At 66.9% G+C, this 24,637-nt stretch carries 19 protein-coding genes; 13 read left to right on the top strand and 6 right to left on the bottom strand.

Translation table 11 applies throughout. The features are described 5' to 3' along the window. Positions 1-354: 354 nt before the first annotated feature. Positions 355-2,148, bottom strand: coding sequence for a gamma-glutamyltransferase (gene ggt, locus HLA98_RS18130; protein ID WP_212757644.1), 1,794 nt, complete (start codon positions 2,146-2,148; stop codon positions 355-357). Between the two features lie 583 nt (positions 2,149-2,731). Between ggt and ilvC the strand changes: the two genes are divergently transcribed. The 9 genes from ilvC (at position 2,732) to leuB (ending at position 12,385) form a co-directional block, all read left to right on the top strand. Next, on the top strand, positions 2,732-3,706 hold the full coding sequence (ilvC, locus tag HLA98_RS18135) for a ketol-acid reductoisomerase (protein WP_057500354.1): 975 nt from the start codon (positions 2,732-2,734) through the stop codon (positions 3,704-3,706). 38 nt (positions 3,707-3,744) lie between these two features. After that, entirely contained in the window at positions 3,745-5,481 is a 1,737-nt protein-coding gene (ilvG, locus tag HLA98_RS18140) for an acetolactate synthase 2 catalytic subunit (protein ID WP_057500353.1), read from the top strand. After that, complete coding sequence (locus HLA98_RS18145; protein WP_049445555.1) at positions 5,465-5,716, top strand: ACT domain-containing protein; 252 nt, start codon at positions 5,465-5,467, stop codon at positions 5,714-5,716. The genes ilvG and HLA98_RS18145 overlap by 17 nt, the downstream gene beginning before the upstream one ends. Before the next feature lie 96 nt (positions 5,717-5,812). Continuing rightward, positions 5,813-6,904: a threonine dehydratase gene (locus HLA98_RS18150; protein ID WP_057500352.1), complete on the top strand. Its 1,092-nt coding sequence runs from the start codon at positions 5,813-5,815 to the stop codon at positions 6,902-6,904. Further along, the gene (locus HLA98_RS18155; RefSeq protein ID WP_049445552.1) at positions 6,901-8,487 is read left to right on the top strand and encodes a 2-isopropylmalate synthase; all 1,587 of its coding nucleotides are present in this window, start codon (positions 6,901-6,903) and stop codon (positions 8,485-8,487) included. The genes HLA98_RS18150 and HLA98_RS18155 overlap by 4 nt, the downstream gene beginning before the upstream one ends. 10 nt (positions 8,488-8,497) lie before the next feature. Beyond that, positions 8,498-9,277: a class I SAM-dependent methyltransferase gene (locus tag HLA98_RS18160; protein ID WP_057500351.1), complete on the top strand. Its 780-nt coding sequence runs from the start codon at positions 8,498-8,500 to the stop codon at positions 9,275-9,277. A 60-nt stretch (positions 9,278-9,337) separates the two neighbouring features. Further along, positions 9,338-10,756, top strand: coding sequence for a 3-isopropylmalate dehydratase large subunit (gene leuC, locus HLA98_RS18165; RefSeq protein ID WP_057500350.1), 1,419 nt, complete (start codon positions 9,338-9,340; stop codon positions 10,754-10,756). Beyond that, entirely contained in the window at positions 10,756-11,334 is a 579-nt protein-coding gene (gene leuD, locus HLA98_RS18170) for a 3-isopropylmalate dehydratase small subunit (protein WP_006390726.1), read from the top strand. Before leuC ends, leuD begins: the two co-directional genes overlap by 1 nt. Then, the gene (gene leuB / locus HLA98_RS18175) at positions 11,324-12,385 is read left to right on the top strand and encodes a 3-isopropylmalate dehydrogenase (protein ID WP_057500349.1); all 1,062 of its coding nucleotides are present in this window, start codon (positions 11,324-11,326) and stop codon (positions 12,383-12,385) included. Before leuD ends, leuB begins: the two co-directional genes overlap by 11 nt. Positions 12,386-12,443: 58 nt before the next feature. On the opposite strand, the gene HLA98_RS18180 is transcribed toward leuB, so the two are convergent. Together HLA98_RS18180 and HLA98_RS18185 are read right to left on the bottom strand one after the other, a co-directional pair. Next, complete coding sequence (locus HLA98_RS18180) at positions 12,444-13,451, bottom strand: hypothetical protein (protein WP_057500348.1); 1,008 nt, start codon at positions 13,449-13,451, stop codon at positions 12,444-12,446. Positions 13,452-13,524: 73 nt separating this feature from the next. After that, positions 13,525-14,298 (bottom strand): SDR family oxidoreductase, encoded by a 774-nt coding sequence (locus tag HLA98_RS18185; protein ID WP_057500347.1) that lies wholly within the window; start codon positions 14,296-14,298, stop codon positions 13,525-13,527. 123 nt (positions 14,299-14,421) lie between these two features. On the opposite strand from HLA98_RS18185, the gene HLA98_RS18190 reads away from it, so the two are divergent. Beyond that, positions 14,422-15,327 (top strand): LysR family transcriptional regulator, encoded by a 906-nt coding sequence (locus HLA98_RS18190; protein WP_057500346.1) that lies wholly within the window; start codon positions 14,422-14,424, stop codon positions 15,325-15,327. Positions 15,328-15,922: 595 nt separating this feature from the next. Here HLA98_RS18190 and HLA98_RS18195 read toward each other — a convergent pair. Together HLA98_RS18195 and HLA98_RS18200 are read right to left on the bottom strand one after the other, a co-directional pair. Beyond that, complete coding sequence (locus tag HLA98_RS18195) at positions 15,923-19,084, bottom strand: efflux RND transporter permease subunit (RefSeq protein ID WP_057500345.1); 3,162 nt, start codon at positions 19,082-19,084, stop codon at positions 15,923-15,925. Positions 19,085-19,088: 4 nt separating this feature from the next. Beyond that, positions 19,089-20,219: an efflux RND transporter periplasmic adaptor subunit gene (locus HLA98_RS18200; protein ID WP_057500344.1), complete on the bottom strand. Its 1,131-nt coding sequence runs from the start codon at positions 20,217-20,219 to the stop codon at positions 19,089-19,091. 119 nt (positions 20,220-20,338) lie between these two features. Here HLA98_RS18200 and HLA98_RS18205 point away from each other — a divergent pair, with 119 nt between their 5' ends. The 3 genes from HLA98_RS18205 to HLA98_RS18215 all read left to right on the top strand — a co-directional run bounded on the left by HLA98_RS18205 (position 20,339) and on the right by HLA98_RS18215 (position 23,178). Beyond that, the gene (locus HLA98_RS18205) at positions 20,339-21,019 is read left to right on the top strand and encodes a TetR/AcrR family transcriptional regulator (protein ID WP_043400176.1); all 681 of its coding nucleotides are present in this window, start codon (positions 20,339-20,341) and stop codon (positions 21,017-21,019) included. Between the two features lie 136 nt (positions 21,020-21,155). Continuing rightward, the gene (locus HLA98_RS18210) at positions 21,156-21,803 is read left to right on the top strand and encodes a protein-L-isoaspartate O-methyltransferase family protein (RefSeq protein ID WP_057500343.1); all 648 of its coding nucleotides are present in this window, start codon (positions 21,156-21,158) and stop codon (positions 21,801-21,803) included. Positions 21,804-21,819: 16 nt separating this feature from the next. Then, positions 21,820-23,178, top strand: coding sequence for a TolC family outer membrane protein (locus HLA98_RS18215; RefSeq protein ID WP_057500342.1), 1,359 nt, complete (start codon positions 21,820-21,822; stop codon positions 23,176-23,178). A 68-nt stretch (positions 23,179-23,246) separates the two neighbouring features. Here HLA98_RS18215 and HLA98_RS18220 read toward each other — a convergent pair whose 3' ends face one another. Beyond that, positions 23,247-24,464, bottom strand: coding sequence for a hypothetical protein (locus tag HLA98_RS18220; protein WP_057500341.1), 1,218 nt, complete (start codon positions 24,462-24,464; stop codon positions 23,247-23,249). Positions 24,465-24,637 lie beyond the last annotated feature (173 nt).

The following is a 24,637-nucleotide window of genomic DNA, read 5'->3' on the forward strand; positions in this document are numbered from 1 at the left end:
GTTTTCCTGCGGAAAACGGATCCGACCCCAACCATCAGCACGCGGCTGTTGCTGTTGCTTTTGATCTTCTTTTTTCTTCCTGCGGTGGCGGCCTCAGAAAACTGTCAGAGGCCGGGTGGGTGGGCTGGGCGGGGGTGTCAGCCGCATGGGCCCGAGGCATGCCTCGGGCGGGTTGGGCAGGACGCCCAACCCCGGTCTTGCCGTGTGCGCAGGACAGCGCACACGAGCAAGCGGCTGCCAAGCCTACAAGGACGTACTTGCGGCGTCCCCCGAACAGCCTACCCACCCGGCCCAACAAGCTATTCCGCTTCTGAACCCACCGCAGAGGGGGCTCAGCCCGGTGGCCGGGAAACCTCAGTACCCCGCCGCCTGACCATCCTTGCGGCTCTCCGAAGCGCCGTAGTAAACCCCGGTCTCGGGATCGCGCATGATCGCCTGGTACCCGCCATACGGACCGTCGGCGAACACGATGCGATGCCCCTTGCGCATCAGCGCACGCACCGTTTCATACGGGAAGCCGGTTTCCAGATTCACTTCACCACCGTCGGTCATCGCCGTGGCCTGCCCGGTCGGTTCGGTCGAGCCTTCATGCTGGATGCGCGGTGCATCACCGGCTTCCTGCAGGTTCATGCCGAAGTCCACCAGGTTCATCACGATCTGCGCGTGGCCCTGCGGCTGCATCGCGCCGCCCATCACGCCGAAGCTGGCATACGGCTTGCCGCCCTTGGTGATGAAGGCCGGAATGATGGTCTGGAAGGGGCGCTTGCCCGGCGCGTAGCCGTTGGGATGGTTCTTCTGCAGCACGAACATCTCGCCGCGGTCCTGCAGGATGAAACCCAGACCGGGCGGTGCCATGCCGCTGCCCATGCCACGGTAGTTGGACTGGATCAGCGAGACCATCATGCCGTCGGCGTCGGCCACGGTCATGTAGATCGTGTCGCCCTCCTCCAGCTGCTTCGGCGTGCCCGGCTGCACTTCCTTCAACGCCTTTTCCATCGAGATCAGCGCGCGGCGCTGCGCGGCGTATTCCTTGGAGATCAGCTTCTGCACCGGTGCCGGCTGGAACGCCATGTCGGCGTAGAAGCGTGCACGGTCGGCGAAGGCCAGCTTCTTCGCTTCAACGAACAGGTGCACATGCTCCGGTGAACCAAACGGGATCTTCGAGAAGTCGTAGCCTTCCAGCACGTTGAGGATCTGCAGCGCGGCAATGCCCTGGCTGTTCGGCGGCAGTTCCCACACGTCGTAGCCACGGTAGTTGCTGCTGACCGGTTCGACCCATTCGCCATGGTGATCGGCCATGTCCTGATAGCTCAGGTAGCCACCGTTGGCCTTGAAGTAGTCGCCGATGGTGCGGGCGATGTCACCCTTGTAGAAGGCGTCGCGTCCGCCATCGGCGATCTTCTGCAGCGTGCTGGCCAGATTCGGGTTCTTCCACATCTCGCCCTTGCGCGGGGCGTGGCCGTTGATCGTGAACTGCTCCTTGAAGCCCGGGTACTGCGACAGCTTGGGTACCGAGCGGTCCCAGTAGTAGGCGATCACTTCAGCCACCGGGTGGCCCTCGCGGGCGTAGCGGATGGCCGGCGCCAGGTTGTCGGCCATCGGCTTGCGACCGAAGCGATCGTGCAGTGCGAACCAGCCGTCGACCGCGCCAGGTACCGACACCGGCAGCGGGCCGGTGGCCGGGATGTCCTTCAGGCCACGGCGCTGGAACTCGGCCAGGGTGAGCGACTTCGGCGAGCGCCCCGAGCCGTTGTAGCCATAGAGCTTCTGCGTCTTCGGGTCCCAGACGATGGCGAACAGGTCGCCGCCGATGCCGTTGCCGGTGGGCTCCATCAGGCCCAGCGCTGCGTTGGCCGCGATGGCGGCATCCACCGCCGAGCCACCGCCCTTCATCACGTCCAGCGCGATCTGGGTGGCCAGCGGCTGCGAGGTGGCGGCCATCGCATGGGGGGCGATCACCTCCGAACGGGTGGCGAAGGTGTGGCCGGTAATGCGGTCGGCGGCAAAGGACAGCGCGGGCACGGCAGCCAGCACGGCGGCGGCGAGCAGGGAACGGGCAAGGCGTCGGGACACGGTCGGGTTCCGATGGAAGGGTGGTTCCCCGATCTTCGCCGCTACGGCCTTCACGCGGTATCGGGCAGAGGTCATGGACGTTGATCCTGAGGGCAAAAATCCGCCGGATTCCGCGCAAAAACGGCTCTGAAAGGAGTGAATTCGGGTTCACCGAAACACTTTCAGCGGCAACCATCCTTGTGCCGCAAGCGATTGCGCTGGACGCACTGGAAACCGATAAAAAATCCGTCGCGAGGGTTGACATCGCCGAAACGGCTGTGTTTCTCTCGATCACATGTTGCATCACAACACGCCACCGCGAACCCACATCGAAGCCGCCGACACCGGCGCCGCCTCGCTGCGTTCGATTCTTGTGCTCGTACTTATTACCCAACCAACAGGTGCGGGACGAGCCAGCGTGTAAGCAACAAACACACCGGAACTCATCAAAACCCGCACCCGCCCAGGTGCGGGTTTTTTCATTTCAGGACCTGGTTTCAGACGCAACCACCATGAACACCGCCAACTTCAAAACCTGGACCAGCACCACCACGACACCTCGTAGTGGCTGTGCCTGTGCGACGCATGGCGCCTCCCCCACCGCTTTCCCCTGACCGGCCGGCACGTCACCTCGACGACCGGCCGTTCTTTTTTCTTCCCACCGCAAGGAACCTCCCCCATGAGCACCAACGACCTGCCCCAGACCAAGATCGCCGTCATCGGCTACGGCAGCCAGGGCCGCGCCCACGCACTGAACCTGCGCGAATCCGGCTTCGACGTGGTGGTAGGCCTGCGTCCGGGTGGCCCGACCGAGGTCAAGGCACAGGCTGATGGCTTCACCGTGAAAGCACCTGCCGATGCGGTGAAGGATGCGGACCTGGTTGCCGTGCTGACGCCGGACATGGTGCAGAAGAAGCTCTACGACGACGTGCTGGCTGCGAACATGAAACAGGGTGCGGTGCTGTTGTTCGCGCACGGCCTGAACGTGCACTTCGACATGATCAAGCCGCGCGAGGACCTCGATGTCGTGCTGGTCGCACCCAAGGGCCCCGGCGCGCTGGTGCGTCGCGAGTATGAAATCGGCCGTGGCGTGCCGTGCATCTGGGCGGTATACCAGGACAAGAGCGGCAAGGCGGCCGAGTACGCCCTGGCCTATGCGGCCGGCCTCGGCGGCGCCCGCGCCAACCTGATCCAGACCACCTTCAAGGAAGAGACCGAGACCGATCTGTTCGGCGAGCAGGCGGTGCTGTGCGGCGGTGCCTCGGCGCTGGTGCAGGCCGGATTCGAGACCCTGGTCGAAGCCGGCTACCAGCCGGAGATCGCCTATTACGAAGTACTGCACGAACTGAAGCTGATCGTGGACCTGTTCTATGAAGGCGGTATTTCGCGCATGTTGGAGTTCATCTCCGAGACCGCGCAGTACGGCGACTACGTCAGCGGCCCGCGCGTGATCGACGCCGGCACCAAGGAACGCATGAAGGAGGTGCTGAAGGACATCCAGGACGGCACCTTCACCAAGAACTGGGTGGCCGAGTACGAAGCGGGCCTGCCGAACTACAACAGGTTCAAGCAGGCCGACCTGGAGCACCCGATCGAAAAGGTGGGCAAGGAACTGCGCGCCAAGATGGTCTGGTTGCAAGGACAGGCCGCGTAACCACGCGGCCTCCCCCACCCGCTTTGCAAGGTTCCCCCATGAACTCTTCGACACATCGCAGCGCGCCGCCCAACGGCGCGCGCTGGCTGACCCAGGCGCTGGAAGCCGAAGGCGTCCGTACGCTGTTCGGCTATCCCGGTGGCACCATCATGCCGTTCTACGACGCGCTGGTGGATTCGTCGCTGAAGCACATCCTGGTACGCCATGAGCAGGGCGCGGCGCTGGCCGCCAATGGTTTCGCCCGCGCCAGCAACCAGGTGGGCGTCTGCGTGGCCACGTCCGGCCCGGGCGCCTCGAACCTGGTCACCGGCATTGCCGATGCGATGCTGGATTCGGTACCGATGGTCTGCATCACCGGCCAGGTCGGCACGCCGCTGCTGGGCACCGACGCCTTCCAGGAGCTGGATGTATTCGGCCTGACGATGCCGATCGTCAAGCACAGCTGGCTGGTGCGCAGCGTCGATGACCTGCCGCGCGTGGTGGCCGATGCGTTCCGCATCGCCCGCGAGGGCCGTCCCGGCCCGGTGCTGATCGACCTGCCCAAGGACGTGCAGCTGGCCGATGCCAGCCATCTGCCGGTGCATGTGCCCAGCAGTGTCGAACCGCCGCCGGCGCCAGCCGAGGCCGCCATCGCCGAGGCCATCGCCGCACTGGCGGCGGCCGAGAAGCCGGTGGTCTACGCCGGTGGTGGCATCGCGCTGGGTGATGCCGTGCAGGACCTGCGCGACTTCGTCGAGGCCAGCGCCATCCCCACCGTGATGACACTGCGCGGGCTGGGTGCACTGCCGGCCAGTCATCCGCAGTCGCTGGGCATGCTGGGCATGCACGGCACCCGCGCAGCCAACATGGCGGTGCAGGAAAGCGACCTGCTGCTGGTGCTGGGTGCGCGTTTCGATGACCGCGCCACCGGCAAGCTGGCCGAGTTCGCGCCATTCGCCCGCGTCGTCCACATCGATGCGGACGCCTACGAGATCTCCAAGCTGCGCAGTGCCGACGTCGCCGTGCCTGGCAATGTCGGTCACGCCATCCGCGCCCTGCGTGCGGCCTTCCCCTCCCCCGGGGCCCACCAGGACGCATGGCGCAAGCGCTGTGCACAGCATCGCGATCGCTTCGCCGCACGCTACGACGCACCGGGCCAGCACATCTACGCCCCGGCGCTGCTGAAGCGCCTGAGCGAGCTGGCCCCGGCCGATGCGGTGATCGCCTGCGATGTCGGCCAGCACCAGATGTGGGTGGCCCAGCACTGCCGCTTCAACCACCCCCGCAACCACCTGACCAGTGGCGCGCTGGGCACCATGGGCTTCGGTCTGCCCGCCGCGATGGGTGCACAGTTTGCCTGCCCCGATCGCACCGTGGTGCTGGTGTCCGGCGACGGCAGCTTCATGATGAACGTGCAGGAGCTGGCGACCATCGCCCGCTGCCGCCTGCCGGTGAAGATCGTGCTGCTGGACAACAGTTCGCTGGGCATGGTGCGGCAGTGGCAGGAACTGTTCTTCGCCGAGCGTTACAGCGAGATCGACCTGTCCGACAACCCGGACTTCGTGGCACTGGCGCAGGTGTTCGGCATCGCCGCCACCCGCATCGACAACCGCGACGACGTGGAAGGCGGCCTGGCCGCGCTGCTGGCCGAACCGGGCCCGGCACTGCTGCACGTGGCCATCGATGCACGCGCCAACGTGTGGCCGCTGGTGCCGCCGAACACCGCCAACAGCACGATGCTGGAAAGCAACCCCGCCCATGCCCGCCAGGAGACCCCCAATGCAATACCGGCTTGACCTGGTGCTGCACCCGGCCGAAGGCGCGCTGCTGCGCGTGATCGGCATGGCCGAACGCCGTGGCTTTGCGCCGCGTGCGATCAGCGGCGCACCGGTGGCCGCCGACGATGGCCGCTGGCACCTGCAGCTGGTGGTGGACGGCCAGCGCCCGGCGGAAACGCTGTGCCGGCAGATCGAGAAGATCTACGACTGCGTGTCCGTGCAGGTCACGGCCGTGGAAGGAGTAGCCCCATGAACACCCGTACCGTAGCGACCACGGTGCCGGTACGGAGGCGTCTTCTTCGTCGCCCGTGCCCGCATGCGGCGGTCTTCCGCACCGCGCTGGTGGCCCATGCCGGCCGCTGACGCCAGCCAGGAAAGCGATGTCGGCGACGTAAGCGTCGCCGACGTTCTGGCAGCGCAGGCCCGCCTGCGCCGCTTCCTGCCGCCCACCCCACTGCACCATGCCGAACGCTTCGGTACCTGGCTGAAGCTGGAAAACCTGCAGCGCACCGGTTCCTACAAGGTACGCGGCGCATTGAATGCGCTGCTGGCCGGTCGCGAGCGCGGTGACACCCGGCCGGTGATCTGCGCCTCGGCCGGCAACCATGCTCAGGGCGTGGCGTGGGCAGCCTATCGCCTGGATGTGCCGGCCATCACCGTGATGCCGCACGGCGCACCGGCCACCAAGATCGCCGGCGTCGCTCACTGGGGCGCCACCGTGCGCCAGCATGGCAACAGTTACGATGAGGCCTACGCCTTCGCGGTCGAACTGGCGCAGCGCCACGGCTACCGTTTCCTGTCCGCGTTCGACGATGCCGATGTGATTGCCGGCCAGGGCACGGTCGGCATCGAGCTGGCCGCGCACGCGCCGGACGTGGTGATCGTGCCGATCGGCGGCGGTGGCCTGGCCTCCGGCGTTGCACTGGCACTGAAATCACAGGGCGTGCGCGTGGTCGGCGCGCAGGTGGAAGGCGTTGATTCGATGGCACGTGCGATCCGCGGTGACGTACGCGAGATCGCTCCCGTTGCCTCGCTGGCCGACGGCGTGCGGGTGAAGATTCCCGGCTTCCTGACCCGCCGCCTGTGCACCTCGCTGCTGGACGACGTGGTGATCGTGCGCGAAGCCGAGCTGCGCGAAACCCTGGTGCGGCTGGCTCTGGAAGAACACATCATCGCCGAGGGCGCCGGTGCGTTGGCGCTGGCGGCAGGCCGCCGCGTTGCCGGCCGCCGCAAGTGCGCGGTGGTGTCCGGCGGGAATATCGATGCCGGTGTCCTGGCCGGCCTGCTCACCGACATCCGTCCGCGCCCGCCGCGCAAACCGCGGCGACGGCGCAGCGAAACACCGCGCTCGCCCGCCAAGGCCAGCGCCACCGCTTCCCCAACATCTTCCCCTTCCCCCCTGCAAGCCGTCGCACCCGCTGTCGAGGAGATTTCCCTGTGACCACCATCGAACGAATTACCACCCCGCGCATCCGCATCTTCGACACCACCCTGCGTGACGGCGAGCAGTCCCCCGGCTGCAGCATGAGCCCGCCGCAGAAGCTGGTGATGGCGCGTGCGCTGGACGAACTGGGCGTGGACATCATCGAGACCGGCTTCCCGGCCAGCTCGCAGTCCGACCGCGAGGCGATGGCACTGATCGGCCGCGAATTGCGCCGCCCGAGCCTGAGCCTGGCGGTGCTGTCGCGCTGCCTGCAGGCCGATATCGAAACCTCGGCACGTGCGTTGGAAGCGGCCGCCAACCCGCGCCTGCACGTGTTCCTGTCCACCAGCCCGCTGCACCGTGAGCACAAGCTGCGGATGACCCGCGAGCAGGTGCTGGAATCGGTACGCAAGCATGTATCGCTGGCGCGCTCGTACATCGACGATGTCGAATTCTCGGCCGAGGATGCCACCCGCACCGAGCTGGACTACCTGATCGAAGTCTCGCGCGTGGCCATTGCCGCCGGCGCCACCACCATCAACCTGCCCGACACCGTCGGCTTCACCACGCCGGAAGAAATCCGCGCGATGTTCCAGCAGGTCATCGCCGGCGTCGCCGACGTTCCGAACGCCGCCAATGTGATCTTCAGCGCGCACTGCCACAACGACCTGGGCCTGGCCGTGGCCAATTCGCTGGCCGCCATCGAAGGCGGCGCGCGCCAGGTCGAGTGCACCGTCAACGGCATCGGCGAGCGCGCCGGCAACTGTTCGCTGGAAGAGATCGCGATGGTGCTGAAGGTGCGCCAGGCCTTCTACGAGCAGGACAGTTCGATCAACACCCCGCGCATCGTCGGTACCTCGCAGCTGCTGCAGCGCCTGGTCGGCATGCCGGTACAGCGCAACAAGGCCATCGTCGGCGCCAATGCGTTCGCCCACGAATCGGGCATCCACCAGCACGGCATGCTGCGCCACCGTGGCACCTACGAGATCATGCGTCCGGAAGACGTGGGCTGGGAAGACTCGCAGATGGTGCTGGGCCGCCACAGTGGCCGCGCTGCCGTCGAAGCACGCCTGCGTGCACTGGGCTTCTGGCTGGACGAAGACGAACTGAAGCTGGTGTTCGAGCAGTTCAAGGGCCTGTGCGAACAGCAGCGCGTGGTCACCGATGCCGACCTGCAGACGCTGATGCAGGGCGGCTCCAATGCACAGGGTTATCGACTGGCCTCGATGACCATCAGCGATGTGGGCAGTCGCGCCAATGCGCTGGTCGAACTGTCCGACCCGGACGGCAATCGCGTGGCCGAGACCGCGCAGGGTGATGGCCCGGTCGATGCGCTGTTCGGCGCGCTGTCGGCCGCCACCGGCGTGCAGCTGATGCTGGACAGCTATCACGTGCACAGCGTCGGCATCGGTGCCGATGCGCGCGGCGAAGCCAACCTGAGCGTGCGCCATGAAGGCGTGGAGTACGACGGCACCGGCACCAGCAAGGACATCATCGAAGCCTCCGCACTGGCCTGGCTGGATGTTGCCAACCGCCTGCTGCGCCAGCGCCAGGCTACCGCCCACAGCAGCACCGACGTTCCCACCCCTGCCACCGCCTGAGGAACCTGCCATGAGCGCCTTCGACACACCCAGCCCGGCCAGCGCCGCTGGCCAGCAGTGGAACGCCCAGGACTATGCGATCGATGCCGGCTTCGTGCCCTTGCTCGGCGGCGCGGTAGCGCGCCTGCTCGACCCGCGCGTCGGTGAACGCATCCTCGATCTGGGCTGTGGCGATGGCGTACTCAGCACCGAACTGGCCCTGAGCGGTGCGCGCATCCACGGCGTGGATGCCTCGCCGGAGCTGGTGATCGCCGCCCGCGCGCGCGGTGTCGATGCCCAGGTGATGGACGGCCACGCACTGGCCTTCGACAGCGAGTTCGATGCGGTGTTCAGCAACGCGGCACTGCATTGGATGGGCACCCCGGACCGCGTGCTGGAAGGCGTGCGCCGCGCGCTGCGCCCCGGTGGCCGCTTCGTCGCCGAGTTCGGCGGCCACGGCAACGTGGCCACGATCATCGCGGCGGTACAGGCTGCACGCGTGGCCCATGGCCACGGCGCCAGCGCCTTCCAGTGGTACTTCCCGACGGCCGATGCCTATGCTGACCGCCTGCGCCAGCATGGCTTCCACGTGCAGCTGATCGAGTGCACGCCGCGCCCAACCGCGCTGCCGACCGGCGTGGCCGGCTGGCTGCGGGTATTCGCCGCACCGCTGCTGGACGACCTGCCGGCCGAGGCACGCGCCACCGTGCGCGAAGCCGCCAGCGCGCTGCTGGCCGAGCTGCCGCGCAATGCCGCCGGCCAGCCACTGGCCGACTACGTGCGACTGCGCGTGCTCGCCCGCCGTCGCTGACTTGACCGTTCCGCTTTCTTTATTGATGTTCGCTATTTCGTACTTCTGCCAGGCATACGCATGACTTCCGCACCCCGCACCCTGTACGACAAACTGTGGGACGCCCACGTGGTGGTTCCCGAATCCGACAGCGCCCCCGCCGTGCTGTACATCGACCTGCACCTGATCCACGAGGTGACCTCGCCGCAGGCGTTCACCGAACTGCGCGAGCGCGGCCTGTCGCCGCGCCGCCCGGACCGCACCAAGGCGACAATGGACCACTCCACGCCGACCCTGCCGGCCGCCGCCGACGGCACGCTGCCTTACGCCAGCGCCGCCTCCGAAGCGCAGGTCGCCACGCTGGCACGCAACTGCGCCGAGCACGGCATCGAACTGTTCGACATGGCCTCGGACAACCGCGGCATCGTCCACGTGATCGCGCCGGAACAAGGCTTCACCCAGCCCGGCATGACCATCGTCTGCGGCGACAGCCACACCTCCACCCATGGTGCCTTCGGTTCACTGGCCTTCGGCATCGGCACCAGTGAAGTCGGCCACGTGCTGGCCACGCAGTGCCTGCTGCAGCGCAAGGCGAAGACGTTCGCGATCACCGTTGACGGCGCGCTGGCACCGGGCGTCGGCGCCAAGGATGTGGTCCTGCACATCATCGGCGTGATCGGCGTCAACGGCGGCACCGGCCACGTGATCGAATTCCGTGGCAGCACCATCGAAGCGATGGACATGGAACAGCGCATGACCCTGTGCAACATGTCGATCGAAGCGGGTGCGCGTGCCGGCATGGTGGCGCCGGACCAGGTCACCTTCGACTTCGTCGCCGCTACGCCGCGCGGGCCGAAGGGCGCCGATTTCGACGCCGCCGTGGCGCGCTGGCAGCAGCTGCGCAGCGATGAGGGCGCGCGTTTCGACAGCGAAGTGCACATCGACGCCGCCGACATCCACCCGACCCTGACCTGGGGTACCCATCCGGGCACGGCTATCGCGGTGGATGCGCCGATTCCGGCGGCCAACGATGCCGCCGCACAGAAGGGCCTGGACTACATGCATTTCCAGGCCGGCAAGGCGCTGGCCGGAACGCCGGTGGATGTGGTGTTCGTCGGTTCGTGCACCAACGGTCGGCTGAGCGACATGCGCGAAGTGGCGCAGGTACTGCGCGGTCGTCGCGTCGCTGACCGGGTTCGCATGCTGGTGGTGCCGGGCTCGGAGATCGTCAAGCGCGAGGCCGAGGCCGAGGGCATCCATGAGATCGTGCGTGCGGCCGGAGCGGAATGGCGCGAGCCGGGCTGCTCGATGTGCATTGCCATGAACGGCGATCTGGTTGCACCTGGCCAGCTGGCCGTGAGCACCAGCAACCGCAACTTCGAAGGCCGCCAAGGTCCCGGCTCGCGCACGCTGCTGGCCTCGCCGATGAGCGCCGCGTGGGCTGCAGTGAACGGGCATGTCGCCGATACCCGCGAGCTGTTCGCACAGGAGGTGGCGTGATGGCCGGTTTCCGTACCCTGACCTCGTCCAGCGTGGTGCTGGCGCAGACCAACATCGACACCGACCAGATCATTCCGGCGCGGTTCCTGTCCACCACCGAACGCGCTGGCCTGGGCCGCAACGCCTTCAATGACTGGCGCTGGCAGGCCGACGGTTCGCCGGTGGCCGACTTCGCCTTCAACCAGCCGCACAACGCCGGCCGCAGCATCCTGCTGGCGGGCCGCAACTTCGGCTGCGGCTCATCGCGCGAGCATGCACCGTGGGCCCTGACCGACCTTGGCCTGCGTGCCATCGTCAGCAGCGAGATCGCCGATATCTTCCGCGGCAACTCGCTGAAGAACGGCCTGCTGCCGATCGTTCTGGACGAAGCCGACGTGCAGGCGCTGATGCAGCGCCCGGACGACGAGCTGACCATCGACGTGGCCGCGCGCGAGCTGCGCACGCCTGACGGCCGCGTCTATTCCTTCCCGCTGGATGGCTTCTCGCAGACCTGCCTGCTGGAAGGCGTCGACCAGTTGGGGTATCTGTTGGGCCGTGTCCCTGAAATCGAACGTTACGAGAGTGAGCATGCACGCTGAAATCGTTGTCCTGCCCGGTGATGGCATCGGCCCGGAAGTCGCCGCCGCCGCAGTCGCCGTCCTGAAGGTCGTCGCCGAACGCTTCAACCACACCTTTACCTTCAGCGAGCACGACATCGGCGGCATCGCCATCGACCGCCATGGCGAGCCGCTGCCCGCCTCCACCCTGGCTGCCTGCCAGGCTGCCAACGCCGTACTGCTGGGCGCGGTTGGCGGCCCGAAGTGGTCCGACCCGAACGCCAAGGTGCGCCCGGAACAGGGCCTGCTGGCGATCCGCAAGGCGCTGGGCCTGTATGCGAACCTGCGTCCGGTGCGTACCCATGAGGCCGCGCTGCACGCGTCGCCGATCAAGGCCGAGCTGCTGCAGGGCGTGGACTTCGTGGTCGTACGCGAACTGACCGGTGGCATCTACTTCGGCGACAAGACCCGCGACGCCGACAGCGCCAGTGACCTGTGCCGCTACACCGTGGCCGAGATCGAACGCGTGCTGCGCAGCGCCTTCCGCCTGGCGCAACAGCGCCGCGGCAAGGTCACCTCGGTGGACAAGGCCAACGTGCTGGAAACCTCGCGCCTGTGGCGTGACGTAGCTGCACGCATCGGTCGCGAAGAGTTCCCGGACTTGGCGCTGGAGCACCAGCTGGTCGACTCGATGGCGATGCACCTGCTGGCCAAGCCGCGCGAGTACGACGTGATCGTGACCGAGAACATGTTCGGCGACATCCTCACCGATGAGGCCTCGATGCTGGCCGGCTCACTAGGCCTGCTGCCCTCGGCCTCGCTGGGCGAACCCGGTGCGGTCGGCATCTACGAACCGATCCACGGTTCGGCGCCGGACATCGCCGGCAAGGGCATCGCCAACCCCTACGCGACGATCTTCAGCGCGGCGATGCTGCTGCGCCATTCGCTGGGGCTGGAGGACGAAGCCGCAGCGGTGGAAGCGGCGGTGCACGCGGTGCTGGACGACGGCGTGTTCACCGCAGACCTGGCCGCCCGGGGTTCCGCCGTGAGCACGGCGGCCGCCACCGACGCGGTACTGGCCAAGCTGGGGTGATGCATGCGGGTGTCGGGACACGCTCGGCACCCGGCCCTGTGCCGGTGATGCGATCCGCTCAGCGCGGACGGCTGCGCACGTAGTCGCTGGCGCAACCGGCGATGACGTGATTTTCGTCGGTACGCATGACAATGTGCTGCGGGATCCAGTCGCCCCCCTTGAACGCCATCGGCGGCAATGCGCGCTGCCAGGTAGCTTTGCCTACCTGGTGCGAGGTGCCCATGCCGGCCAGGGCAAGCACGGGCGCCACCGCAACGTCACCGAGGTCGGCACCAAAGAAGCCACCGAAGGCCAACGTGATCGTACGCGTCGCCACGCCATGCATCTGGATGGGCGACTGCAACCCAATCACCAGCAGAGGCAGCTCGGCATCACCCACGGTGTAGCTCACTTCGCTGACTGATCGTACCTCCTGTGGCCATTCCAGCTGCGAGCGCTCGCAAATGCCCTGCCAGAACGCCTGCAGCCGGCGAATCGTGGCCTCGTCGGCGCGGCACTCGCTGGCCTCCTGCAGGTCCTGGACAGCCATTGCCGGACGTGCCGCGGCGTCCTTGCCCGTTGCCTGGGGTGAACACCCCAGTCGATAGCCGTCCCCCGCACTGCGCACGATGACCGAGGTTGTGGGCGCAGACCAGAGCGCGAACGGCTCGCGCAGCGTACTCGACTGCAGCCGCAGGCCATGGGCAGCGATGACGCGCTCGCGCTGCACGGTGTCGAGCGCAATCGAGAAACCGAAGGGGTCGGCAACGACCTGCCGCGCATCAATACCGTGGACCGTCATCGGCTGTGGCAGTGTGATGACAGTCATCCGGTGATCGTCATCCGCCCCTTTCTCCTCGAAATGCCAGCCCCGCAGGTCCGCAGGGCGTTCGGCAATGGCTGTGTAGCGTGCCGCGCGCAGGCGACTGACGACGCGCTGCTGCAGGTCCGGGCCTGCGCTGCATCCAAGCACCTCGCGCAGATCATTCTGGAACAGCACTGCATCTGTCTCTGCGGTCTGCGCACGGGCGCTCCCGCTGCAGGCAGTCAGCAGCAGCGCCAGAGCGCAGGTCGTGCGGAAGAACATGGCAGGCGCTCCGGCCCTGGAACAGCGCACGATTGTGCCTGCATGCCTTCCGCAGCGTCGAGCCCGCGCGACGTTACTTGGTGGTGTAACCGCCATTGACCAGGATGGTCTGCCCGGTCATCCACCAGCCATCGGTGACCAGGAAGCGGATCCACGGCACGATGTCGGCGATGTCGGTCAGGCCAGTGCGGGTGAACGCCGACAGCGCGGCCGCGGTCTTGTGATACGCCTGCGCATCGGCACTCTCGGCCGGATAGAAGAACGGCGTGTCCATCGGGCCGGGCCCGATCGCCGTCACCGAGATGCCGCGCTCACCGAACTCCTTCGACGCCGCACGGGTGAAATGCTCGACCGGCGCCTTGGTGCCGGCGTAGCTGGAGTAGAACGGCGTGAACGCACCCAGCAGCGAGGTGACCAGGGTGCAGATCCGGCCGCCGTCGTTGACGTGACGTCCCGCCTCCTTGAGGAAGAAGAACGCGGCCTTGGCGTTGACTGCGCTCATCTCGTCGTACTCCGCTTCGCTGATGTCCAGCAGCGGCTTCTTCAATACCTTGCCGACCGTATTGATGGCGATGTCGGGACGGCCGACTGCGGCCACGGCATCGGCGAACAAGCGCTCCATCGCTGCGGCCGACGTCAGGTCGCCCTGCAAGGCCACCGCCTTGCTGCCGGCGGCCTGCACGTCGGCGACGGTCGCCTCTGCATCAGCTTGGGTGGCGGCGCTGTTGTAGTGGATGACGATGGCTTTGGCGCCTTGGCTGGCGAAGTCGCGGGCGATCAGTCCGCCCAGGTTCTTGGCGCCACCGGCGATCAGTACGGTCTTGCCCTTGAGGGAATGGTCGGTCATGGCCTCGATCTCGGTCTCGGAAGGGGGCTGCCCGGGGTGGCAACCCTGCCCTGACGACGATATCGTGCAGAAAATGCGGATAAAGCCCGCCACATTGACTTAACTTTCCAGAGCCAGCGAACAATGGACCGGATCGATCGCTTCCGCATCTTCACCCGGGTCGTGGAGTGCGCCAGCTTCACCCGCGCCGCCGACCAGCTCGGCCTGCCCCGCTCCACCGTCTCGGCAGCCATTGCGGAGCTGGAGCAGCGGCTCGGCACCCGCCTGCTGCAGCGCTCGACCCGACGAGTGTCCACTACCCACGACGGCGACGTGTTCCATGCCCGCTGCCTGCGCCTGATCGCCGAGGTTGAGGACGCCGAAACGCTGTTCCGCCAGGACGACGCGCAGCCGATGGGCCTGCTGAAGATCGACGTGCCCAGCCGCATCGGCCGTCGCATCATCGCTCCGGCGCTGCCCGGGTTCTTCGCGCACTATCCGCAGGTGGAAGTGGACCTGGGCATGACCGACCGCGCAGTGAACCTGATCGAAGACGGCTGCGATGCCGTGCTGCGGGTCGGCCAGCTGGGTGACTCGAGCCTGGTGGCGCGCACACTGGGCAAGCTCGACTTCGTCAACGTTGCCGCGCCGGCCTACCTGCGCGGGCACGGCGTGCCACAGCATCCCGCCGACCTGCAGCAGCACCGCGCAGTGAACTATGCGTCGCCGACCACGGCGCGGGTGGAACCGTGGGAGTGGCAGGACGGCGGCCAGCTGCGCACGCTGCCGATGCCCGGCTGGGTGCGGGTGAACAGCGCCGAGGCGTCGATCGCGTGCTGCGTGGCGGGGTTGGGGCTGCTGCAGATTCCGCGCTACGACGTGCAGGCCGAACTGCAATCAGGCGCATTGGTGGAGGTGATGCCGCAGTACGTGGCGCAGCCCTTGCCGGTGACTCTGTTGCAACCGCATCGCCAACACCGTGCGCTGCGCGTGCAGGTGTTCATTGAATGGCTGCTGCCGGTGCTGCGGATCGGCCTGCAGCTGCAGTAGATCCACGCCATGCGTGGATGCCTCTGTAGAGTCGAGCCATGCTCGACTCACTCCATCATCGCGCGAGGATCAGCCGAGCATGGCTCGGCTCTACAGAAAGCAGATCCCGCGAGCAGATCAGTCCGCGCCCTGCGTGGATGCGTTCCACAGTGCCAACCAAGGTTGGCACCTACCAGGGCAACGACCGGCTGCAGTAGATCCACGCCATGCGTGGATGCCTCTGTAGAGTCGAGCCATGCTCGACTCACTCCATCATCGTGCGAAGAGCAGCCGAGCATGGCTCGGCTGTACAGAAAGCAGATCCCGCGAGCAGATCAGTCCGCGCCCTGCGTGGATGCGTTCCGCAGTGCCAACCAAGGTTGGCACCTACCAGGGCAACGACCGGCTGCAGTAGATCCACGCCATGCGTGGATGCTTCTGTAGAGTCGAGCCATGCTCGACTCATCCCATCATCGCGCGAAGAGCAGCCGAGCATGGCTCGGCTCTACAGAAAGCAGATCCCGCGAGCAGATCAGTCCGCGCCCTGCGTGGATGCGTTCCGCAGTGCCAACCAAGGTTGGCACCACCAGGGGCCGAAGCCGCAGAACCCGGGGCATCACGCCCCGGATTCATCCGGCTTGACCCGGAACCACGCCGCGTACAGCGCCGGCAGGAACACCAGGGTCAGCACGGTGCCCACGATCAGGCCGCCCATGATCGAGATCGCCATCGAGCCATAGAACGCGCTGCGCGACAGCGGAATCATCGCCAGCACCGCGGCCAGCGCGGTCAGCACGATCGGGCGGAAACGGCGCACCGTGGCATCGATGATCGAATGCCAGCGGTCATGCCCGGCATCGATGTCCTGCTGGATCTGGTCGATCAAGATCACCGAGTTGCGCATGATCATGCCAGCCAGCGCGATCGTGCCCAGCAGTGCGACGAAGCCGAACGGCGCGCGGAACAGCAGCAGGAACAACGTCGCACCGATGATGCCCAGCGGCGCGGTCACCAGCACCATCGCCGCACGCGAGAAGCTGCGCAGCTGCAGCATCAGCAGCGTGGCCACCACCACCAGGAACAGCGGCATGCCGGCCTTGATCGAGTTCTGGCCACGGGCCGAATCCTCCACGGTACCGCCGGTTTCCAGCAGATAACCGTTCGGCAGCTCGGCACGGATGCCATCCAGCGTCGGCAGGATCTGATGCACCACGTCCAGCGGCTGCATGCCATCACTGATGTCGGCACGCACGGTCACCGTCGGCAACCGGTTGCGGTGCCAGATGATGCCGTCCTCGAAGCCATACTCCATCGTCGCCACCTGCGACAGCGTGATGCTGCCGCCGTTGGCGGTCGGCATCGACAGGCTGGACAGCAGCTCCAGCTGGTTGCGCTCATCGGCCGGTCCGCGCAGCAGCATCTCGATCTGGCGGTTGCCTTCGCGGTACACGCTCACCGACTGCCCGGCCAGCGAACTGGACAGGAACTGGCTGACCTGGGCACTGCTCACGCCCAGCGCGCGGGCGCGCTCCTGGTCGATCACCAGCCGCACTACCTTGCTCGGCTCGCTCCAGTCCAGGTTGACGTTCATCACGTGCGGGTTCTCGCGCACCTTGGCTTCGACCTGGCGCGCGATCGCCTGCACCTTCTCGATGTGCTCGCCGGAAATACGCATCTGCACCGGATAGCCGACCGGCGGACCGTTCTCCAGGCGGGTCACGCGCATCTGCACGTCCGGGAACTTCGGGATCACCTCGTGCAGCAGCCAGTCACGGGTGCTTTCGCGCGATTTGATGTCCTTGGCCAGCACCACGAACTGGGCGAAGTTGGTGGCCGGCAGCTGCTGGTCCAGCGGCAGGTAGAAGCGCGGCGAGCCGGTGCCCACATAGGACACGTAGTTGGCGATGCCTTCGCGGCTGGACAACAGCTTTTCCAGCTTTTCGGCCTGGGCCTGGGTCGAGCGCAGCGACGCGCCCTCGGCCAGCTCGATGTCCACCATCAGTTCCGGCCGGGTCGAATCCGGGAAGAACTGCTGCGGCACGAAGCGGAACATCACCAGCGAGAACACGAACAGGGCGATGGTCGCCGCGATCACCCACCAGCGGTGGCGCAGGCAGCCATCGAGGAAGCGACGGAAGCTGCGATAGAACGGGCGCTGGTACGGGTCATGGTCGTGCCCGTGCTGCGGCGGCGCGATCAGGTTGGCCAGCGCCGGATAGCGGTCGGCCCACTGCTGGCGCTTGGCGTGCCAGCGCGCGGACAGGCTGCCCGGCTTCGGCGGCTGCGGATTGAACAGGTCCGGCAGCATCTTGTCGCCCAGGTACGGGATGAACAGCACCGCCGCGATCCATGACACCACGAGCGCGATGGTCACCACCTGGAACAGCGAGCGGGTGTACTCACCGGTGCTCGATGCCGCTGTAGCGATCGGCAGGAAGCCGGCCGCCGTGATCAGCGTACCGGTCAGCATCGGGAACGCGGTCGACTCCCAGGCGAAACTGGCCGCGCGCAGGCGGTCGTACCCCTGCTCCATCTTGGTGGCCATCATCTCCACCGCGATGATCGCATCGTCCACCAGCAGGCCCAGTGCCAGCACAAGCGCACCCAGCGAGATCTTGTGCAGGCCGATGTCGAAGTAGTGCATGACGAAGAAGGTCATCGCCAGCACCAGCGGAATGGTCACGCCCACCACCAGGCCGGTGCGCAGGCCCAGCGAGAAGAAGCTGACCAGCAGCACGATCACCACCGCTTCGGTCAGCACCTGCACGAACTCGCCGACCGACTCCTCCACCGACTGCGGCTGGTCGGACACTTTGCGCAGCTGCATGCCGGCCGGCAGGGTCTTCTGCAGGCGTTCGAACTCGGCATCGAGGTTGGCGCCGAGCTTGAGGATGTCACCGCCATCCTTCATCGCCACCGCCAGGCCGATCGCCTCTTCGCCCATGAAGCGCATCTTCGGCGACGCCGGATCGGCGAAGCCGCGCTTGACCTCGGCAATGTCGCCCAGGTGCACGGTGCGGTCACCGGCGCGGATCGGGAACTGGCGGATCGCTTCAATATCGTTGAACTGGCCGGTCACGCGCAGCTGCACGCGGTCGGTGGCGGTTTCAAAGAAGCTGGTGCCGGTGATCGCATTCTGATCGGCCAGCGCCTGCTGTACCTGCTGCATCGACACGCCCAGCGTCGCCAGACGGGTGTTGGACAGCTCGATCCACACCTTCTCGTCCTGCAGGCCGACCAAGTCGATCTTGCCGACGTCGGGCACGCGCTGCAGTTCCAGCTGGATGCGGTCGGCGTAGTCACGCATCACCGCGTAGTCGAAGCCCTTGCCGGTCAACGCATAGATGTTGCCGTAGGTATCGCCGAACTCGTCATTGAAGAACGGGCCGACGATTTCTCGCGGCAGCGTCGGCCGGATGTCACCCACACGCTTGCGTACCTGGTACCAGAGGTCGGGGATCTGCTTGGAACGCAGGCTGTCGCGCGCCATGAAGATGATCTGCGACTCGCCCGGCCGCGAGTACGAGCGGATGAACTCGTACTCGCCGGTGTTCATCAACGCCTTCTCGAGCGGCTCGGTCACCTGCCGCGAGACCTGCTCAGCGGTTGCGCCCGGCCACAGCGTGCGCACCACCATCGCCTTGAAGGTGAACGGCGGGTCCTCGGATTGGCCCAGATGCTTGTACGACCACGCGCCGATCAGCGCGAAGGCCAGCATCGCGAACAGCACCAGCGGGCGGTTGGACAGCGCCCACTCGGAAAGATTGAAGCGGCGCACCGGCTTACTCCTTGGCCTTGGCGGCAGCCGCCGGCGTGGCCGGCTTCAGCACCGGGCGGTTCTGACGATCCACCGCGATCACCGGCTGGCCGGCGCGCAGCAGGTGTCCGCCGGCAGCAACCACCCAGTCACCCGCGTTCACGCCTGACAGTACCGGTACCGTCTCGCTGCCAAACGCCCCAGTGGTGACCGCTGCAGCCTTCAGCGTACTGTTGACCGGATCGACCACCCACACGCTGGCGGCACCGCTGGCACCGCGCTGCAGCGCGCCGAGCGGCAGCTGCAGGGTGCCGTGGCGGCCGGCGCTGCTGTAGACGCGCGCGCTCTGGCCCAGTTCGACATCGGCAAGCGCATCGGCGGCCAGGCTGACGCGGGTGGCATAGGTGCGTGCCTGCGGATCGGCGGCGGCTGCGATCTCGCGGATCGTGCCCGGCAGGCGCTGGCCCGGACGGTTCCACAACTCCACCTCGACCGGCTGGCCGACCGCATAGTCGCGGATGGTGGCCTCGGGCAGGTCGATCAGCACTTCGCGGCCACCGTCGGCGGCCAGGTTGAAGATGGTCTGGCCGGCCGACACCACCTGCCCGGCCTCGGCCTCGCGGCTGGCGATCACGCCGTCAGCCGGTGCGCGCAGCTGCGCGTAATCGGCCTGGTTGCGCAGCACATCGAGGTTGGCGCGCGCGGCGTTGGCCTGGCCCTGCGCCGCCTTGAAAGCGGCGGACTGCTGGTCCAGCTGCGAACGGCTGACCAGTTGCTGGTCGGCCAGCACCTGGTAGCGCTTGAGATCGTCGCGGGCGCGCACCAGATCGGCTTCAGCTGCGGCCAGTTGCGCCTGCGAAGCGCGCGCCTGCAATGCGAAGTCGGCTGCATCGAGCTCAGCCAGCACGTCGCCCTTCTTCACCCGCTGCCCGGCATCGACATGGCGCTTGACCAGGTTGCCACCGACACGGAACGACAACGGGCTTTCCTGCCGGGCACGTACCGTGCCCGGGAACGCAGCCGGGGCCTGCCCGGCCTGTTCGCCTGGGTGAACCACCAGTACCGGCACGGCCGCCTGTGGCGCCTGTTCCTGTCCCGAACAGGCTGCCAGCGCAGCCACCCACACCATACCGCCCATCCAGCGCACGATCTTCATCGGTCAACGTCCTGAAAACGCAGGGTTGCAACTAAGGGGAGAGCCGCGACTGCCGGCCCAATTTAATAAACCGGCCGGTATAGTATAAATATCGAACCGCTTGGTCTAGTATTGTCGCGATGAGTTCTCCCACTTCCCGCAAGCCGTCGGCCAAGCCCGCTGCCAAGGCCGCCGGACCCGGGCGTCCCAAGGACCTCGGCAAGCGCGCGGCGATCCTTGAAGCAGCCAAGGCACTGTTCATCGAACAGGGCTATACCGGCGTGAGCATGGACACCATCGCTGCTCAGGCGGGCGTCTCGAAGCTGACTGTGTACAGCCACTTCGGCGACAAGGAGACCCTGTTCTCCGAGGCCGTGCAGTCAAAGTGCATTGAAATGCTGCCCGATGCCCTGTTCGTGGCCGACGCGGACGGCCCGCTGCGCGACCAGCTGATCGGCATCGGACTGGCCTTCTTCGAACTGATCACCTCCGACGCGGCGATCTCGATCCAGCGCATGATGATGGCGCCGGAGACCGACGAACGCCTGCGCGAGCTGTTCTGGAAGGCAGGCCCGGAGCGCACCTGCGAGGCCCTGGCTGACTTCCTGCGCGCACGCGCCGAGCGCGGCGAACTGGACATCACCGACTATTCGCTGGCTGGCGAGCAGTTCCTGACCCTGGTCAAGGGCGAAGTGCACATGCATATGATGTGCGGCATGCCACTGTCACCGGTGGAGTGCGACCCTCTTGCCCATGTGACCGCCAGCATCGACTTTTTCCTGCGCGCTTATGCGCCGCGAGGGGCCGGGACGGCTGAATAACCAAAACTGAACGAACCGGAGGTCGCGATGACTTCCGGCACTGCGACCCCGGCCACCCGGCAGCTGATGCTCTGGGCGCGCCGCCGGCCTCCGGCACCGGTAAAATGGCCGGCCCACTGCGCTGGATTTGAACCTCATGACGATTGATTACGCCCACGCCCGCGAACTGATGGTGGAACAGCAGATCCGTCCCTGGGACGTGCTGGACATCAAGGTGCTCGACGTCCTGGCCCGCCTGCCGCGCGAGGCCTTTGTCGCCGATGCACACCGGGCACTGGCCTACGCCGATGTCGAACTGCCGATCGGCCATGGCCAGAAGATGATGAAGCCGGTCATCGAGGGCCGTACCCTGCAGGCACTGGATCTGCAGCCGGGTGATGAAGTGCTGGAAGTCGGCACCGGCAGCGGCTTCCTGGCAGCCTGCATCGGCGCGCTGGCGCGCGACGTACTGAGCCTGGAGATCGACCCGGAGCTGGCCGCCGCCGCGCGTGCCCGCCTGGACGCTTCCGGCCTGGGCACCAACGTCCGCGTGGAAGTGGCTGACGCCCTGTCCTGGCAGACCGAACGCCGCTTTGACGTGATCTGTGTCACTGGCGCGGTCGACGTGGTGCCGTCACAGTTTGCCTCGTGGCTGCGTCCGGGTGGACGCCTGTTCGTGATCCACGGCCGCTCGCCGGCGATGGAGGCCCTGCTGATCAAGGCCGACGGCAGCACCGAGTCCCTGTTCGAGACCGATATTGATTACCTGCGCGGTGCCGCCCCGGCACCCCAGTTCCACCTCTGAGTCCAAGGAAGCCGCAATGATCCGCCGATCCCTCGCTGTTGCGCTGGCCACTGCCCTGCTGCCGTTGTCCGCCCATGCCGCCGACCTGCTGCAGGTCTACGAAATGGCCCGCAACGGCGATCCGCAGCTGTCCGCCGCCGAATCGACCCGGCTGGTCGACAAGGAAGGTGCCGTGCAGGCGCGCGCCGCCCTGCTGCCGCAGATCAACGGCCAGGCCCAGCTGAACCGCACGCGCAGCGAGCCGAACGCCGACGACAACTCCGGCTCGTTCACCAACAAGCGCCGCACGTACACGATCGACGGCAGCCAGACGCTGTTCAACTGGACCCAGATCAACAACCTGCGTTCGCAGCGCGAGCTGAGCAAGGCGGCGGATTTCACCCTCGATTCGGCCAACGACAGCCTGATCGTCCGCACGTCGGCGGCCTACTTCAACGTGCTGGTGGCGATCGAATCGCTGAACGCCGCACAGACCAACGAAGCGGCCGCGAAAAAGCAGTTCGATTTCGCCGACAAGCGCCTGGAAGTGGGCCTGGCGCCGATCACCGACGTGCACGAAGCCCGCGCCCAGTACGACCAGGCGCGCGCCAACACCATCGTTGCGCAGAACACCCTGGCCGATAACTACCAGGCACTGACCGAGCTGACCGGCCAGCCGGTGGTCAACCTGCGCGGCCTGCCGGCCGACTTCCGCCCGGAAGTGCCGGCCAACCGCGGCAACATCGATGAGCTGGTGCACCAGGCCACCACCCAGAATCCGGCACTGAAAGCGCAGGAGCTGAAGGTCAGCGCCGCCGAGGCAGGGGTGCAGGCTGCCCGTGGCGGTCATTACCCGACCCTGTCGCTGGGCGGCAGCTGGGGCAAGAGCGCGACCTGGGGTGACAGCACCGGCGCGGGTTCGCTGTCGCCGGATGCGCGCACCAACAGCATCGGCCTGACCCTGAGCGTGCCGATCTTCGCCGGCGGTGCCACCCAGTCCGGCGTGCGTCAGGCGTTGGCCCAGCGTGACATCGCCCAGGACGGCTACGAGCAGCAGAAGCGCGCCCTGGACCGCAACACCCGCAATGCCTACCAGACCCTGGTGCAGGGCATCAGCGAAGTGGAAGCGCGCCGCCTGGCGGTGGTCTCGGCACAGAGCGCCTACGATGCTTCGCAGGTCGGGCTGGAAGTCGGTACCCGTACCGTGCTGGACGTGATCCAGAACCAGCGCATCCTGTTCTCGGCGCAGCTGGACTACGCCCAGGCCCGTTACACCTTCCTGCAGAACCGCCTGCTGCTGAGCCAGTCGCTGGGTGCGCTGGATGTGGCCGAGCTGCAGGACGTGAACCGCCTGCTGACCCAGGACGCGGGCAACCCGGCAACGACCACGCACTGAGTGGTCGCCCCGCCGGCAACGAAGAAGCCACCCACGAGGGTGGCTTTTTTGTGGCCGTTGCACGGCGATCAGCCCGGCCAGACGCGCATGCGCCCCACTGCGGCCAACACCCACAGTGCCGCAGCCACGGGCGCAAGCACCGGCAAGACGCGTGAGGGTGGCGCCTGCACGCGAAGCACGGTCAGGCACAAGGCCGCCATCACCAGCAGGGTTGCCGGGCCAGGCAGCACCGGCAGCGTACCAACGGGCAGCAGCAGCGCCAGCACCGCCGCCGACACCACCACCACGCACCACGCCAGTCGCGCCCGCAATCCTGCCACTGCATGGCTGGCCGCAGGCCACAGCTGCGCCGCCAGGCGCGCGGCAACCCTCATCACTACCAGCAGCAGCGCCGCCAACCCTGCTGCACCGGCCAGTGGCAGCAACGGCATCATCCAGTGCAGCTGCGGGTGCTGCTGCAGCGCCACCGACAACGGTCGCGTACTGGCCAATGCAGGGAACTCCACCAGTCCTGCCTGCAACGCGGCCAGCACGATAAGCAGCAGCATGGCCAGCAGCAGCATCCCTGCCAGCAGCGGCATGGTCCGTGCCCTCTCCTGCCGGCCCATGCCGGGAAATCCCAGCGCAAGGCCAACGCTGGCGAACACGCCGAGCAGCGGTACGCTCGCCGCCAGCACTCCACCCAGTCCGAAACGATAAGGCGCCGTTGCTTCCGGCAACCATGGAATCCAATGTGCGTAGTGCACGTAACGCGCCGCCAGGGCCAGCAGGAGCAGGCCGATGCCGATCTTCATCGTGAGCAACGCACAGGCAGCCAGTACCACACGACGTGGCGGCAGCAACCCGACCACGCCAAGCAGAAGCAGGCCGAAGACCGCCGCCAGCTGATCCGGCATGGCGTTGCCGGCATCGATGCCGCAGCGGAGCAGGAACACGCGCAGATGACTGGCCAGGGATTGCGCCGCGCCGGCACTGGTCGCCACCAGCTCCAGCAGCAACATGCCACCCAGCAGGCCGGCAGATGCCCTGCCCGATCCCGCGCGCAGCAGACCCAGCAGGCCATCAACGGGCAGTAGCGGGTTCAGGACGTGCAGACAGCACAGCAGGGGCAAGGTGCCCAGCGCGGCCAACAACAGGCTCAGCACGATGGCCGGTCCCGCCTGCGCGGCGGTGTGCTGGCCGACCAGAGCGATCACGCTGCCCCCCAGCAGCAGCGTCAGTGCCACCGTCGCGACGCGATCCCTGCCGAGGCGGGCATCCCGGTCGAGGCTGTTGTCGCTGTCCATCGCAAGTCCCCTTGATATCCGCCCAGGTGCGGTCGGCAGCAGGCTGGCAGCCTGCGCCAAGGGGCGGTATCAGAATCTGTACCGGGGGCTCCGCGATGTGATCACAGACACGATGGAAGGCCCATAACCGGTCCTGCTGCGACAGGATTCCGGTCGCTAAGCAGAATTGATGT

Source organism: Stenotrophomonas africana (assembly GCF_013004645.1).
GTDB classification, from domain to species: Bacteria; Pseudomonadota; Gammaproteobacteria; order Xanthomonadales; family Xanthomonadaceae; genus Stenotrophomonas; species Stenotrophomonas africana.